Raw genomic sequence first — 14,374 nt, forward strand, 5'->3', positions numbered from 1 at the left:
AATAGAAATGCAACCCGAAACCATAATGTCAATAACCGGAAACAAACACTACCTAAAAAATTTCAATGCGGCATTTTGTATTTAAAATGGTATAAATTTCTCGCAGGAAAAAGTTTTTGAGGCATGGAGTAATCCGAAACATTTAAAAAACTGGTGGGGCCCCAATGGATTTACAAATACATTTCACGTGTTTGACTTTCGCCCGGGTGGAAAATGGAGCTTTATTATGCATGGACCCGACGGTACCGATTACGCAAATGAGTCGGTTTTTGTAAAAATTGAAAGACCATCAATGATTGTGTTTAATCATGTAGTATTGCCGCATTTTCAAATTGCAGCCTCTTTTGAAAAATTGTCGGCTGCAAAAACCAAAGTGAGTTTCAGAATGCTTTTTAAAACGCCCGAAGAATGTAGCCAGGTGAAAAAATATGCTGAAGGTAAAAATGAAGAAAATATGGATCGGCTGGAAGAAGAATTAAAAAATGTAATGATTGAATAATTTACTCTCAAAAATATAGTCATGAAAAATCAAATATACCCGTGTCTTTGGTTCAACGGAAAAGCCAAAGAAGCAGCAGAATTTTACTGCTCAATTTTTAGTAACACCAAGATTACTTCAGAAAGTCCGATGGTCGTCAACTTTGAATCAGCCGGACAAAAATTTATGTGTTTAAATGGAGGTCCTCAATTTATCTTTAATCCTTCCATTTCGTTTTATGTAGTTTTTGAGAATGAAAGTGAAATTGATGCAGCGTGGGAAAAACTGCTTGAAGACGGACAGGTTTTAATGCCTTACGACAAATATGACTGGAGTGAAAAATATGGCTGGTTGCAGGACAAATTTGGTGTTAGCTGGCAACTGGCGTTGGGGAAAATAGAAGATGTTGGTCAAAAAATTACTCCAGTTTTAATGTTTACGAAGACTCAGGCAGGAAATGCTGAAAAGGCAATCGGATTTTACACATCCGTATTTGACAACTCTTCTGTAGTGGGAATTATGAGATATACAGCAGAAGATCCGGATACTGAAGGAACAATAAAACACGCACAATTTAAACTCAACAAACAGGTTTTTATGGCCATGGATAGTTCGCTTTCGCATAATTTTAGTTTTAACGAAGCGATTTCCTTTGTGTGCGAATGTGACACACAAAAACAAATCGATTATTACTGGAAGAAACTTTCTGCTGTACCCGAAGCTGAGCAGTGTGGCTGGTTAAAAGACCAGTTTGGAATTTCATGGCAAATTATTCCGTCAGTCCTTGAAAAACTAATGAGTGATCCTGCCAGTTCGGAACGAGTTGTTCAGGCATTTTTAAAAATGAAAAAGTTTGATATTGTGGCACTGGAAAATGCTTAAACCAAATTTCAAAAGTTGAATTAGCTATATTTGCATTCAGTAAAAACTTCTGAAACATTGAATGCAAAAGCTAATTGATTATATAAACCAATATGCAAAGCTTGATGACGCTGCCATCCTTGAACTGGAATTAAGAGCGGAAATTGAAAAATTCAAAAAGAATGAGTTTATCCTCGAACAAGGAGAATATTGCAATAAAATCTGGTTTATAAAGTCGGGAATGGTCCGAAAATTTCATTTGCATGAAGGAAAAGAAATAACCGCCTGGATTCATGTTGTAAATGACATTATAACATCTTTGTATAGTTATTTTCATCAAACTCCGGCAATTGAATATTTACAGGCCTGCGAAGAAACTGAACTTATTGGGATTTCAAGGGAAAACAGCAAAAAGCTAGCTCAATTTCCACAGTTTGTAACTTTTACAAATGTTTTAATGGGTGAACACTTTGTTAAAATTGATACGAATTCCAGGGAGTTTGGACTGATGTCGGCAAAAGAAAAATACGATTACCTGAAACAAATTTCGCCGGAAATGATAAAACGTGCCAAACTGGGTCACATCGCATCATTAATGGGAGTAACACAAGAAACATTGAGCCGAATCAGAAAACAAACCTAATTTTTTGATCTACATCAAAAAAACTGCAATTATACATCCCGAACTTTGCCAAAAAATTAAAAACAATGGCAAAGAATTTAGTATTCAAAACAGGAACAGGGAGAAAAGAAATCCTTAATTATTACGACCAAATTTTAAATCGATGGCCACAAAACTGTAGAAAACAGTTTATAAAAACACGTTATGGTTTTACGTTTGTAATCGAGTGTGGAGTAAAATCAAAACCGGCGTTGATTTTATTGCACGGAGCAGGCTCCAACTCAGCCATGTGGACTGCTGATGTAAATGAATACTCAAAAAATTACAGGGTATTTACCGTCGACATAATTGGTGAGTGTGGCAAAAGTGCGGAGAACCGGCCCGATTTTAAAAGTTCGCATTATTCCAACTGGTTGATTGACGTTTTTGAAGCTTTTCAACTGGAGGATGCAAGTTTGGTAGGTTGTTCATTGGGTGGTTGGATTGCAATAAAATTTGCTACTCAACATCCGGAAAAAGTAAAACAACTGGCGCTGATTTCAACATCGGGAATTACCCAAATAAAACCATCTTTGATTTTTTGGCTGCTGGTAACTTCTGTTTCGGGGAAATGGGGGTTTAATAAAATGAATAAAATTGTTTACAACAACATACAACTCGATGAACAAACCATACAATTTACAAAACTCGTGAAACAGCATTTTATTCCGCGAACCGATGCACTTCCTCTGTTTACAGATGCAGAACTGCAAAAAATTACAACACCTGTGTTTTTTATGGGTGGCGAAAACGATTGTTTTTTTAATTCAGAAAAAACAGCCAACCGTTTAAAAACCAACATCGAGCAAGCTGAATGTAAAATACTTGAAAATACAGGACATGTAATTACAGTTTCGGCAAACTACATTCTTACTTTTTTAAAACGTTGCGAAAATGAAAAAAATTAAATTCAGCGGAATTTTACAGGAATTTATCAACAAAGCAAACAATGGGAATAGTCAGGATATTGACTTCATTATAAAACACTTAACAACAGAATCTTCATTACCAATGACACGTTATGTTGATTTTGCCCTGAGTTTGGTAAAAAATGAAGCTGGAATCCGGCAACTGGAATTTTATCTTTTCCACGGAAGTTTGATACAACGAAATTATTGCTCGTTATTTTTTAACCGCCGTGGCGACTGGCCCGTTGTAAAAAAAGCCTTTCAACTCGGATTAATCGATGAAATTCAAGCCTATTCAAGATAAAATGAATGTTAACCTGCAAACACTTAAGCAAACACAACAATAACACACTGAAAACCAGAAATTTTACAATTCATTAATTTTTGTTCGCAGAAAGAACATCGAATAAAAAAATGGTTTACATTTGGTTCAGTTTTTTAGGTCAAAAAATAGGTTTTAACTTTTATATCGTTTAGACAAATCGCATGAAGATTACGATTCGAAAATCAGCGTCCAGCGACCTTGATTTTCTTGAAGAATTGGAACAAAAATGTTTTCCTCGTTTTCAACAAAGTACCCGGCGGGCTATCCGCTACAGTCTGTCAAGCCCTTTCCAAAATATAGTCGTTGCAGAAATCCTCAAAAACAAAAAATTCATACCAGTAGGCTCTGCTACGTTGTTTCTTTATCCAAAAACCTTACGTTTGTTTTCAATCGGCGTATTCCCTGAATACCAGGGACAGGGAATTGGCAAACAAATTATGGAAGCTATTTTAAATATGGCAACCACCGGCAAATTTGAACGAATTTCATTGGAAGCAAGAAAAGCGGACAAAAAATTAGTTGAATTTTATAAAAACGCAGGATTTACAATAACTGAAGAATTGCCTGATTATTATTCAAAAAACGAAGACGGTCTGCGAATGGTTTTTAAACTCGAAGATCACCAGGAAAAACAAAGTATTTCAAATATTATTATTGTTCGCGATCCCAAAAGCTGGAATCTGGAAATTGAAGGAGTTAAAGTAATTTCATCGCGGAGTTACATTACTGACCCCGAATTTCAGTCGTTAAAAAATGTGCGGATTTTTAATCTTAGTAACTCGTACCAGTACCAAAAAATGGGGTATTATGTGTCGCTCCTTGCATCGGCGCGTGACCACCGGGTAATTCCTAACGTTACAACTTTACGCGATTTTTCAAGTCTTTCGTTGGTAAGGTCCATTTCCGGTTATGTAGATGATAATATTCAAAAAAGTTTAAAACACGTTCAGCAAAATAAGATTAGCATTTTTGTTTATTTCGGGCAGTCGGTAAATCCCAGATTCCGTTTGCTGGCACAAAAATTATATCATTTGTTTGAAGCCCCGTTAATCCAAATCGACTTTGTAAAAAACGAAAAATGGATTGTGCAGAAGGTCTCACCTTTAAGCCTGAAAAAGGTAAATCCGGAACATATGGAAAAGGTGCAGGAATTTGCAAAAAACTATTTTTCAAAAAAACGTTTTAACCGGCCTCGTTTTAAAAACTACAAATACGACCTGGCCATTCTGGTTAATCCGCAGGAAAAAAATCCCCCCTCCTGCCCCGATGCTTTGCAAAACTTTAAAAAAGCTGCTGAAAAAATCGGTTTTTATGTTGAATTTATTACCAAAGACGATTTTAGCCAGTTGCCTGAATTTGATGCGCTTTTTATACGCGAAACCACAAATGTAAACGATCACACCTACCAGTTCTCACGTTCAGCGTATGCAGAGGGATTAGTAGTTATTGATGACCCCTGGTCGATTCTGAGGTGCTCCAACAAAATTTTTCAAAATGAACGCCTAAAACAAAATAAAATAAAAACACCTGCTACTGTTATTTTGGCAAAATCAACTTACCATAAATCAAAATCATTACATCTGAATTTTCCACTGGTTTTAAAACAGCCCGACAGCGCATTTTCACTGGGAGTAGAAAAAGTAAATAATAAAGAAGAATTGGATGCCTCGCTAAAAAAACTATTTAATTTATCGGACCTTGTTGTGGTGCAGGAATTTATGCCGTCGGAATTTGACTGGAGAATTGGTGTTTTGGATCAAAAACCATTATACGCCTGCAAATATTACATGGCAAAAGACCACTGGCAAATTTACGACTGGAATACGGAAAGCAACGAAAATTATGGTGAATCAGAAACGCTGGCGATTGAAGAGGTTCCTGAGATTGTAGTAAAAACTGCTGTAAAAGCTGCTTCGCTCATTGGTGACGGTTTGTACGGAGTTGATTTGAAAATGATAAATGGTGAAGTATATATTATCGAAATAAACGACAATCCAAACATCGATGAAGGAATTGAAGATTTGGTTCTGAAAGATGAAATTTATATCCGGGTTATGAAATCCCTCTTTAACCGGATTGAGATCAATCGTAACATCGCCCAGTTTGTAACGGTTTAAAAAAAACAAAAATTAGTATCTTCGCCGCAATTTCAACAAATTTTGAAATTGTAATTGTTAAACGATTCTATTTGAATTCGTTGATAAATTATTTGTTTTTGAAAAATACCCCGGGGATAAAATGGAAAACAAAACAAATCTGGAAATTGCGATAAAAGCCGCTGTTAAAGCAGGTGAAAAAATTTTGGAAATTTATAATGATTCGGATTTTTCGGTTGAAAAAAAAGCAGATAATTCACCCTTAACCATTGCCGATAAAAAAAGTCACGATATTATTCAGGAATATTTATCTAAGACTGAAATCCCTGTTTTAAGTGAAGAAGGGCGTAATATTGATTATTCAGAGCGAAAAGACTGGGAGCAATTCTGGATTGTTGATCCGTTGGACGGTACCAAAGAATTTATAAAAAAGAATGGTGAGTTTACGGTAAATATTGCTTTGGCGAAAAACGGCAAGCCGGTAATGGGAATAATTTATGTTCCGGTTTCTAAAACATTATATTTTGGCGAGATTTCTTTAGGCGCGTTTATGTGTGAAAATATTAGTGGTGAAATTACGCTTGATTCAGTATTGAAAAAGAGTGAAAAATTACCAAAGCCCAAAAAAACGAAGAAATATTTTGTGGTTGGAAGTCGTTCACACATGAGTCCTGAAACTGAAGGATATATTAATGCGTTAAAACAAAAACATGCCGAAATTGATATTATTTCGAAAGGAAGTTCGTTAAAAATTTGTATGGTTGCTGAAGGTGTGGCGGACGAATATCCGCGTTTTGGACCAACCATGGAATGGGACACCGCTGCCGGACATGCTATTACAAACGCTGCAGGGAAAAAGCTTTGGCTGACTGATTTTTCGGAAGAATTAACATACAACAAAGAGAATTTATTAAACCCTTATTTTATAGTAAAATAAATAAAAATGATTGAAGACAATATACATCCGGTGTTTGATAAAATTAAAGGCAGAAAATCAAAAGAAATCTATCTAAAACAACGAGCAAAAGTTATTTGGTTTACCGGTTTATCCGGTTCGGGAAAAACGACCATTGCAAGTGCTCTTGAAAAAAGACTGTTTGAATTAAATTATTTCTGCCAGATTCTGGATGGAGATAATGTTCGTTCAGGAATCAATAAAAATCTCAAATTTACTGCTGAAGATCGGATTGAAAACATCCGACGAATTGCCGAAGTTTCCAAGCTTTTTATGAACTGTGGAATTATCCTGATTTGTGCTTTTATAAGCCCAACCAACGAAATTCGCGAAATGGCAAGAGAAATTATTGGCGATGAAGATTATCTGGAAGTTTTTATAAACACACCGCTTGAAGTTTGCGAAAACCGCGATCCGAAAGGATTATACAAAAAAGCCCGAACAGGTGAGATTAAAAATTTCACCGGAATTTCTGCTCCGTTTGAAGCACCAAACCATCCGTTTGTTGAAATTGATAATTCAAATCCAAATATCGATAAAACGGTTACAGAGCTTTTAAGAGCAATTATTCCTGAAATAAAATTTGACCCTTTAAAAGAACTATAACTCTTTTGCATCTCTCTCATACTCATTGAAAAAAAAAAACACACAAACAGCTACTCCTCAATATATTAAATATAAGAATTGTGTTTCTTTCATTTTTAAAATAGACACCATCTAAACAATCTTATGTTCTTTTTTGTTAACTTTTTTGATAAAATCGAAAAATAAAACTAAGACTTAAACAGATGAAGATTGTTGTTTTAGGCGCAGGCATTTCCGGTCATACTGCTGCCGCTTTCCTTAAGAAAAAACTCGGTAAAAAACACGATGTAATCGTAGTTTCTCCAAGTCAGTATTATCAGTGGATTCCTTCCAATATTTGGGTTGGAGTCGGAAGAATGACGGTTGATCAGGTGCGTTTTAAACTTGAAAAAGTATATAGACGTTGGGGAATCGTATTTAAGCAAGCCAAAGCCACGGCGATTTATCCTGAGGGTGATGAAAATACAAACATGGGATTTGTTGATATTGAATACACAGCTGCCGATAAAAAAGGCCAAACCGAAAAAGTAGAATACGATTTTCTCGTGAATGCAACCGGACCAAAACTAAACTTCGAAGCTACAGAAGGTTTGGGGCCGGGGAAAAAAACGGTCTCTGTTTGTTCTTACGACCACGCTGCACACGCCTGGGAAGAATTGGAGAAAAGCATAAAATTAATGCAGGAAGGTAAAAAACAACGTTTCTTAATTGGAACCGGGCATCCAATGGCAACCTGTCAGGGAGCTGCTTTTGAATATGCTCTGAACATCGCTTTTGAACTTAAAAGAAGAAAACTTTCGCATCTGGCGGAAATTACATGGATAAGCAACGAATTTGAAGTTGGTGATTTTGGAATGGGCGGTGCATTTGTAAAAAGAGGGGGTTACATTACTTCAACCAAAGTTTTTACTGAATCGGTTTTTGCAGAAAACAATATCAAATGGATAAAACGTGCCGGAGTAAAAAAAGTGGAACAGGGAGTGGCACATTATGAAACGTTGGATGGAGAAGAAAAAACAACAGAATTCGATTTTGCAATGCTTATTCCCGGGTTTGCCGGACAGGGAATAAAAGCTTACAACAAAACAGGTGAAGAGATTACCTCTACCCTGTTTGCAGCCAACGGTTTTATGAAAGTTGATGCCGACTACAATCCAAAACCTTTTGAGGAATGGAGCATCAAAGACTGGCCTCAAACTTACCAAAACCCAACATATTCAAATATTTACGCCGCCGGAATTGCATTTGCGCCACCACATAGTATTTCAAAACCTATGAAAAGTGTAAATGGTACGGCCATATTTCCGGCGCCACCGCGAACCGGGATGCCATCCGGAGTTATTGGTAAAATTATTGCTCAAAACATTGCACATGCTGTAAAAACAGGGAAAATAGAACACAAACATACGGCAAGTATGGGGAGAATGGGTGCAGCTTGTATTGTTTCTGCCGGATACAGTTTAACAAACGGACTTGGTGCTACGATGACTGTTTCTCCGGTTGTTCCCGACTGGGAAAAATATCCAGACTGGGGGCGAAACATAAAATCTACTGTCGGAGAGATTGGTTTGGCAGGACACTGGATTAAACTTTTCCTGCATTACATGTTTCTGCACAAAGCCAAAGGTTATCCGTTCTGGTGGTTACTGCCTGAATAATAAAGTGATTGAATTGAATGAGTGAATTTAAAAAAGAAAAAAATGAAAAATAAAATAACTTTCGCCAACAAGGATGAATTTTACCCGCCAATTCCAACCAAAACGACAAAACGTTTGCGTACAAATATATTTGTTCAGATTTATAAATTTTTCAGGCTAAATCTGAAAATAATGCTGATTGTTGTAAAGGGACATTCCTAAAAATCAGCTAAAAATTTTCACCGAAGTCATTGTTAATGAACCGCCAACATATTTATCATTAAAAAATTCGACTTCATCCTTTTTATCCTGTAAACCAAGAGTATAAATAAGCGGGTAATAATGGTCAGGTGTTGGAATTGCCAGCTTTGCCGCACTGCCGAGATTTTCGTAATCGATTAATGCCTGATGTTCTGCTTTTCCAATTTTTTCTTTGAATATTTCATTCATCTCCTTTGCCCAGTCGAAACCAAAGTTGGGTGTATCCATATTTTGCCAGTCAACACGCCGAAGATTATGAACCATATTTCCACTGCCAATAATCAAGACGCCTTTTTTCCGAAGCGAAGCAAGTTCTGCTGCCAGCTTATAATGATAGTCAGCGGGTTTATAAAAATCTATACTTAGTTGAATTACAGGAATATTAGCTTCAGGATACATATGTCGGACCACTGTCCATGTACCATGATCGAGCCCCCAATCATGATCCAACCCTACACTTGTAGTTTTTACAATAGACGACACTTCTTTTGCAAGCTCAGGTCTTCCCGGCGCAGGATATTGCACATCATAAAGTTCCTGCGGAAAACCACCAAAATCGTGAATCGTTTTTGGATTTGGCATTGCCGTAACATGGCTTCCGCGAGTCAGCCAGTGCGCTGAAATACACAAAACGGCTTCCGGTTGCGGAATTTCTTTTGCAAGTTTTGACCAATATGCAGAAAACTCATTTTCTTCAATTCCATTCATTGGTGAACCATGCCCCATAAAAAGTACAGGCATTTTATTATCTCTTTCGGCTAAATCGCCGGTTGCTTTTTGCAAATCTCTTAATCCTGACATTCCTGTTAATCCTCCAACTAAATATAAAAACTCTTTTCGTAGCATAAAATACCGATAAAGTGGATTAAAAAAGGATCTGACCAAGCGATCAAATCCTTTCTAATGGCGTATATACCTTATTAAACCAACAATTAAATGGCCTCAGCCGTTGCAACCAAATTAAATTCAATTTCAAAATCATCATAAATCATTTTATCGCCAAGACCACTAAAAAATTTACCCGATCCGTATTTTACATCATATTTTGTTCTATCAATCTCCGCAGTACCATTTGCCGTAACCGTACCATCATTTACCTCAACTGTTGCAGGAAACGAAAGCTCGTGAGTGATACCTTTGATGGTAAGCTTTCCGGTTACAATATATTCTCCGTCAGCTGCACCAGCTTTAAATCCCGTTGCTTCAAAAACGGCGTGAGGATGATTTTCTACAGAAAAGAAATCATCTGACTTTAAGTGCCCAACCAATTTTTGATTCATATCACCTGAAAGATCGGTACAAGCGATACTGTTCATATCCATTTTAATATTTGCCAACTCCAGGCTTTCTCCACTAACATGTACTTCTCCATTATTCACCGAAACTGTACCTGTGTGTTCTCCTGTCACTTTTTTACCGGTCCAGGTTACTTTACTCTTCATGGGATCAACCTTGTATACAGCCTTTCCATCGTCTACACCTTTTGCCATTACTCCTACCGAGAGAAATAATACGCTTAATAATACTAAACTTAACTTTTTCATTTTTCTGATTTTTTAATTATTAACACTGCAAACTTACATTGTCATAAACATCAAAAAAATAAACTAGTTTAATAAAAAGACAAATTAGTCTTTTTTTCTTGCGCGTTTTGACAAAATTTTGCTTAAAAATACGGGAGTAACTCCTAAATAGGATGAAATATGGTACTGGGGAAGCCGATTTATTAATTCAGCATGGTTATTTACTAAATCTTCGTAGTTTTCTTCGGCGGTTTTTGCAAGAATAGAAATCAGCCTTTTTTGCTGAAATATGTATGAACGTTTCAAATAACGAACAAACGAAGCAAAATTATTGGTGAGTTTATTCATGTTCTCGTCAGTAACTGAATATACGACACTTTTCTCTACTGCATCAAGAAAATAAGAAGTTTCGGCGGGTGTAGCCAAATCACCAATCCATTGGTTTTCGCGGGCAAACAAAATATTAAATTCTTTGCCGGAAGAGTCAATAACATACATTCGCAATAAACCTTTTTCAATAAAATAATGACGAGTATTTGTTTCGCCACTACCAAAAATGAGTTGTTTTTTTTCAAATATTTCTTTTCGAAATGAAATCTGAATCAACTCCTTCTCTGCGATTGAGAGTTCCCGCTCAAGATTTTTTTCATAAAATTTTTCTATGGCAACAAAATTTTCCATATCCTTTCAGCGCTTATACAGGTAAAAATAAGAAGTTTTAGTTGAAACAGATGCCTGAAAAAGAAAAAGCCTTATAAACCAATAAATTTAAAATAGAGTAGCAAAATAATTTAAAACTGGATTTCATTTTTTCACAAATAACTACAAACCTTTCAACAGAGTATAGGATAGCCAGAACCAAATTATTATATTTGACAGCACAGATCAATTAAAATTTTTATTCATTTCCTTTAAGGATTAAAAAAACTAATCATGAAAAAGAACATTTTAACAGTAGTTATTTTTGCTGCGGGGATTTTGCTTTCTGCAACAACAATGGCACAAAAACCAAACACACTTACGAGAGCCGAAAAAAATGACGGCTGGGTACTACTTTTTAACGGTAAAGATTTCGATGGCTGGCGCCAATGCAACGGAACGGAAATGCCTGCCAATTGGGAAATTGAAGATAACACAATGAAAGTATTTACCGGAGAAGGAAAAAATCCCGGTCAGGGAGCTGGCGGCGATATCCTTTTTGAAGACAAAAAATTTAAAAACTTTGAATTGTCAATTGATTGGAAAGCGGGAAAAATGGCGAACTCAGGAATCTTCTACTATGTCCGCGAAGTTCCGGGTAAACCTATTTATTTTGCAGCTCCGGAAGTTCAGGTGCTTGATAATAAAGACGCTACCGATAATAAAATAGATAGTCATCTTGCCGGTTCGCTTTATGACATGATTGCAGCAGATCCATCAACTATAAATCCTGCAGGAGAGTGGAATACCTGCGTAATTAAAGTAGACGACGGTGAAGCAACCATCAGCATGAACGGCACCGAAGTAGTAAAATATACACACTGGACACCTGAATGGGATGAACTGGTACAAAACAGTAAATTCAAAAATTTCCCCGGTTTTACCGAAGGTATTGCCAAAGAAGGTTATATTGGTTTGCAGGATCACGGATATACAGTTTGGTTCCGTAATATAAAAATTCGCGAACTTTAAACGGGCATAAACGACCAAATTTTAAAACTAATTCTACATTCTGCTATCCATTTATTTAAAAAAAATTTGTTTTAAAATTTGTTATTATGAAATTATTAAACAGCAGGCTTTTTAGTCTGCTACCTCTTTTTTTGTTCTTTTCCTGCGGGAATGAACAGCAGGTGCAACAATCGACGGATTACACTCAGTTTGTAGACCCGTTGATTGGAAGTGGTTACCACGGTCACGTATTTGTAGGAGCGAGTGTTCCTTTTGGTGCGGTTCAACTTGGACCAAACAACGAAACACAAGGTTGGGACTGGTGTTCCGGCTATCACTATTCCGATTCGGTTTTAATCGGATTTGCTCATACACATTTAAGTGGCACAGGAATTGGAGATTTAGGTGACCTTGTTTTTATGCCTGTTTCCAACGCTTTCAATCCTGAAGAAGCAAAAGAAACACCTTTCCCCTGGAAGTCAAAATATTCACACGACAATGAAAAAGCAAAAGCCGGTTATTATTCGCTTCACATCGATCGATATAATGTCGACGCCGAATTAACAGCTACCAAACGGGTTGGTTTCCATAAATACAATTTTAATGCTGATGGAAATTCAAAAATTATAATTGATTTGAAATACGGAACCGGTTGGGATAAAATAACAAAAGGGGCCATTCAACAGGCAAATAACAATTCTGTTAAAGGGTTTCGTTTTTCGAGTGGATGGGCACAAGACCAGCAGTTATTTTATTACACACGGTTTTCAAAAGACATAAAAAAATTTGAAATACTTGAATCCGATGAAGAAACAGGCGATATGACTGCCATTATCGAATTTGAAGGAAATGGCGAGCTGATGGTAAAGACTGGAATTTCTCCCGTAAATATGAGGGGCGCCGAAAATAATATGCTTGCTGAGATCGACGAGGAAATCGGTTTATGGAATTTTGATGCAGTGAAAGAAATGGCACAAACGATGTGGAATAATGAATTGGGGAAAATTGATATTGAATCAACCAATCTTTCAAACAAAAAAATATTTTACACATCACTCTATCACACAATGATTGCGCCGTCGTTATTTAATGATGTAAACGGAGACTATCGGGGGGCAGATCGACAAGCCCATGAAAATCCGGGCTACGACACGTACACAACTTTTTCGTTGTGGGATACCTATCGTGCAGCTCATCCGCTTTATACGCTTACGCAACCCAATCGTGTTAACGACTTTGTAAATACAATGCTTGATATATACAACCAACAGGGCAAACTTCCGGTTTGGCATCTCCACGGTAACGAAACCAATACTATGGTTGGATATCATGCAGTTCCGGTTATTGCAGACGCCTACTTGAAAGGATTTCGGGGTTTTGACGCTGAAAAAGCGTTGGACGCAATGAAAGCTTTTTCGATGCGGGACGAACGTGGACTGGATTTCATAAAAAAACAGGAATATATTCCTGCAGAGTCACAGGTAGAGTCTGTTGCGCGTGCGATGGAATATGCGATCGACGATTGGTGCATTGCTGCTATGGCAAATGCTATGGGAAAAACAGAAGATGCTGAACTTTATACAAAACGATCAAAATATTATCGGCATTATTTTGATAAAGACATTCATTTTGTTCGTGGTAAAATGGGCGACGGAAGCTGGAGAACTCCTTTTGACCCTATTTCGTCGCAACATCGCAACGACGATTTTTGCGAGGGAAATGCCTGGCAGTACACCTGGCTGGTGCCACATGACCCGGAAGGGCTAATTCAACTATTTGGAAGTGAGGAAGCTTTTATCAATAAACTGGATAGCCTTTTTACCATTGATTCAGAACAAGTAGAAGGTGCTTCTTCTGATATTTCCGGATTAATCGGTCAATATGCGCATGGAAACGAACCAAGTCATCATACAACTTATATGTATGCTTATGCAGGACAACAATGGAAAACCGCTGAATTGGTTCGCGAAATTTGCAGTACCATGTATACTGATCAAAATGACGGTTTGTGCGGCAATGAGGATTGTGGACAAATGTCGGCGTGGTATGTTTTTTCATCGATGGGAATGTACCCGGTAAACCCGGCAGCTGGAGCATATGTATTTGGCAGCCCGGTGTTTGACACAATAACTATTAATTTACCTGAAAATAAATCATTTACCATTATTGCTGAAAACAACAGTCCTGAAAATATTTATATCCAATCGGCAATGCTCAATGGGAAGGAATACAAAAAGACATTTATCACCCATAAAGATATATTAAACGGAGGCACACTCAAATTTGTGATGGGGAACCAACCGCATGAGGAATACGGAGCTGCATTGGAAAATCGTCCAGAATCAAATGTTTACTAAAAAAAGAGATAAAATTTATCTACTGCTGTTTTCAATATTTCTTGCTTCTGTCCTATTCAGCTGTAGGGAAACAAATT

The 14,374-nt window shown here is 36.9% G+C and carries 15 protein-coding genes; 12 read left to right on the forward strand and 3 right to left on the reverse strand.

What is annotated here, in order from left to right; genetic code table 11:
- Positions 1-91: 91 nt before the first annotated feature.
- From K5G00_RS12815 to K5G00_RS12860, 10 genes are all read left to right on the forward strand, one after another.
- Positions 92-499, forward strand: coding sequence for an SRPBCC family protein (locus K5G00_RS12815; protein ID WP_238766705.1), 408 nt, complete (start codon positions 92-94; stop codon positions 497-499).
- A 21-nt stretch (positions 500-520) separates the two neighbouring features.
- Entirely contained in the window at positions 521-1,360 is an 840-nt protein-coding gene (locus K5G00_RS12820; RefSeq protein WP_238766557.1) for a VOC family protein, read from the forward strand.
- A 61-nt stretch (positions 1,361-1,421) separates the two neighbouring features.
- On the forward strand, positions 1,422-1,982 hold the full coding sequence (locus tag K5G00_RS12825) for a Crp/Fnr family transcriptional regulator (RefSeq protein WP_238766558.1): 561 nt from the start codon (positions 1,422-1,424) through the stop codon (positions 1,980-1,982).
- Positions 1,983-2,047: 65 nt separating this feature from the next.
- Positions 2,048-2,908 (forward strand): alpha/beta fold hydrolase, encoded by an 861-nt coding sequence (locus K5G00_RS12830; RefSeq protein WP_238766559.1) that lies wholly within the window; start codon positions 2,048-2,050, stop codon positions 2,906-2,908.
- Positions 2,895-3,212, forward strand: a complete 318-nt coding sequence (locus K5G00_RS12835) for a hypothetical protein (protein ID WP_238766560.1) — start codon at positions 2,895-2,897, stop codon at positions 3,210-3,212. The genes K5G00_RS12830 and K5G00_RS12835 overlap by 14 nt, the downstream gene beginning before the upstream one ends.
- A 182-nt stretch (positions 3,213-3,394) precedes the next feature.
- On the forward strand, positions 3,395-5,350 hold the full coding sequence (locus tag K5G00_RS12840) for a GNAT family N-acetyltransferase (RefSeq protein WP_238766561.1): 1,956 nt from the start codon (positions 3,395-3,397) through the stop codon (positions 5,348-5,350).
- Between the two features lie 121 nt (positions 5,351-5,471).
- Positions 5,472-6,266: a 3'(2'),5'-bisphosphate nucleotidase CysQ gene (cysQ, locus tag K5G00_RS12845; protein ID WP_238766562.1), complete on the forward strand. Its 795-nt coding sequence runs from the start codon at positions 5,472-5,474 to the stop codon at positions 6,264-6,266.
- Between the two features lie 6 nt (positions 6,267-6,272).
- Entirely contained in the window at positions 6,273-6,890 is a 618-nt protein-coding gene (cysC, locus tag K5G00_RS12850) for an adenylyl-sulfate kinase (RefSeq protein WP_238766563.1), read from the forward strand.
- A gap of 182 nt (positions 6,891-7,072) precedes the next feature.
- Positions 7,073-8,527 carry an NAD(P)/FAD-dependent oxidoreductase gene (locus tag K5G00_RS12855; RefSeq protein ID WP_238766564.1) on the forward strand — a complete coding sequence of 485 codons (1,455 nt, stop codon included), beginning with the start codon at positions 7,073-7,075 and terminating at the stop codon, positions 8,525-8,527.
- Between the two features lie 42 nt (positions 8,528-8,569).
- Positions 8,570-8,728 (forward strand): hypothetical protein, encoded by a 159-nt coding sequence (locus tag K5G00_RS12860; protein ID WP_238766565.1) that lies wholly within the window; start codon positions 8,570-8,572, stop codon positions 8,726-8,728.
- Between the two features lie 3 nt (positions 8,729-8,731).
- On the opposite strand, the gene ygiD is transcribed toward K5G00_RS12860, so the two are convergent.
- From ygiD to K5G00_RS12875, 3 genes are all read right to left on the reverse strand, one after another.
- The gene (ygiD, locus tag K5G00_RS12865) at positions 8,732-9,613 is read right to left on the reverse strand and encodes a 4,5-DOPA-extradiol-dioxygenase (protein ID WP_238766566.1); all 882 of its coding nucleotides are present in this window, start codon (positions 9,611-9,613) and stop codon (positions 8,732-8,734) included.
- A gap of 86 nt (positions 9,614-9,699) precedes the next feature.
- On the reverse strand, positions 9,700-10,311 hold the full coding sequence (locus K5G00_RS12870; protein WP_238766567.1) for a YceI family protein: 612 nt from the start codon (positions 10,309-10,311) through the stop codon (positions 9,700-9,702).
- 84 nt (positions 10,312-10,395) lie between these two features.
- Positions 10,396-10,971: a Crp/Fnr family transcriptional regulator gene (locus K5G00_RS12875; protein ID WP_238766568.1), complete on the reverse strand. Its 576-nt coding sequence runs from the start codon at positions 10,969-10,971 to the stop codon at positions 10,396-10,398.
- Positions 10,972-11,223: 252 nt separating this feature from the next.
- Between K5G00_RS12875 and K5G00_RS12880 the strand changes: the two genes are divergently transcribed.
- Together K5G00_RS12880 and K5G00_RS12885 are read left to right on the forward strand one after the other, a co-directional pair.
- Positions 11,224-11,961: a 3-keto-disaccharide hydrolase gene (locus tag K5G00_RS12880; protein ID WP_238766569.1), complete on the forward strand. Its 738-nt coding sequence runs from the start codon at positions 11,224-11,226 to the stop codon at positions 11,959-11,961.
- An 86-nt stretch (positions 11,962-12,047) separates the two neighbouring features.
- Entirely contained in the window at positions 12,048-14,297 is a 2,250-nt protein-coding gene (locus K5G00_RS12885) for a GH92 family glycosyl hydrolase (RefSeq protein WP_238766570.1), read from the forward strand.
- Positions 14,298-14,374 lie beyond the last annotated feature (77 nt).

Source organism: Maribellus maritimus, assembly GCF_022267315.1.
Classification (GTDB): domain Bacteria; phylum Bacteroidota; class Bacteroidia; order Bacteroidales; family Prolixibacteraceae; genus Draconibacterium; species Draconibacterium maritimum.

What these genes read in the sequence shown, in the direction of transcription:
- cysQ (WP_238766562.1), top strand. Translation starts at nt 5,472, where the DNA reads ATGGAAAACAAAACAAATCTGGAAATTGCGATAAAAGCCGCTGTTAAA.
- ygiD (WP_238766566.1), bottom strand. Translation starts at nt 9,613, where the DNA reads ATGCTACGAAAAGAGTTTTTATATTTAGTTGGAGGATTAACAGGAATG.
- cysC (WP_238766563.1), top strand. Translation starts at nt 6,273, where the DNA reads ATGATTGAAGACAATATACATCCGGTGTTTGATAAAATTAAAGGCAGA.
- K5G00_RS12855 (WP_238766564.1), top strand. Translation starts at nt 7,073, where the DNA reads ATGAAGATTGTTGTTTTAGGCGCAGGCATTTCCGGTCATACTGCTGCC.
- K5G00_RS12880 (WP_238766569.1), top strand. Translation starts at nt 11,224, where the DNA reads ATGAAAAAGAACATTTTAACAGTAGTTATTTTTGCTGCGGGGATTTTG.
- K5G00_RS12870 (WP_238766567.1), bottom strand. Translation starts at nt 10,311, where the DNA reads ATGAAAAAGTTAAGTTTAGTATTATTAAGCGTATTATTTCTCTCGGTA.
- K5G00_RS12820 (WP_238766557.1), top strand. Translation starts at nt 521, where the DNA reads ATGAAAAATCAAATATACCCGTGTCTTTGGTTCAACGGAAAAGCCAAA.
- K5G00_RS12885 (WP_238766570.1), top strand. Translation starts at nt 12,048, where the DNA reads ATGAAATTATTAAACAGCAGGCTTTTTAGTCTGCTACCTCTTTTTTTG.
- K5G00_RS12860 (WP_238766565.1), top strand. Translation starts at nt 8,570, where the DNA reads ATGAAAAATAAAATAACTTTCGCCAACAAGGATGAATTTTACCCGCCA.
- K5G00_RS12830 (WP_238766559.1), top strand. Translation starts at nt 2,048, where the DNA reads ATGGCAAAGAATTTAGTATTCAAAACAGGAACAGGGAGAAAAGAAATC.
- K5G00_RS12825 (WP_238766558.1), top strand. Translation starts at nt 1,422, where the DNA reads ATGCAAAAGCTAATTGATTATATAAACCAATATGCAAAGCTTGATGAC.
- K5G00_RS12835 (WP_238766560.1), top strand. Translation starts at nt 2,895, where the DNA reads ATGAAAAAAATTAAATTCAGCGGAATTTTACAGGAATTTATCAACAAA.
- K5G00_RS12875 (WP_238766568.1), bottom strand. Translation starts at nt 10,971, where the DNA reads ATGGAAAATTTTGTTGCCATAGAAAAATTTTATGAAAAAAATCTTGAG.
- K5G00_RS12840 (WP_238766561.1), top strand. Translation starts at nt 3,395, where the DNA reads ATGAAGATTACGATTCGAAAATCAGCGTCCAGCGACCTTGATTTTCTT.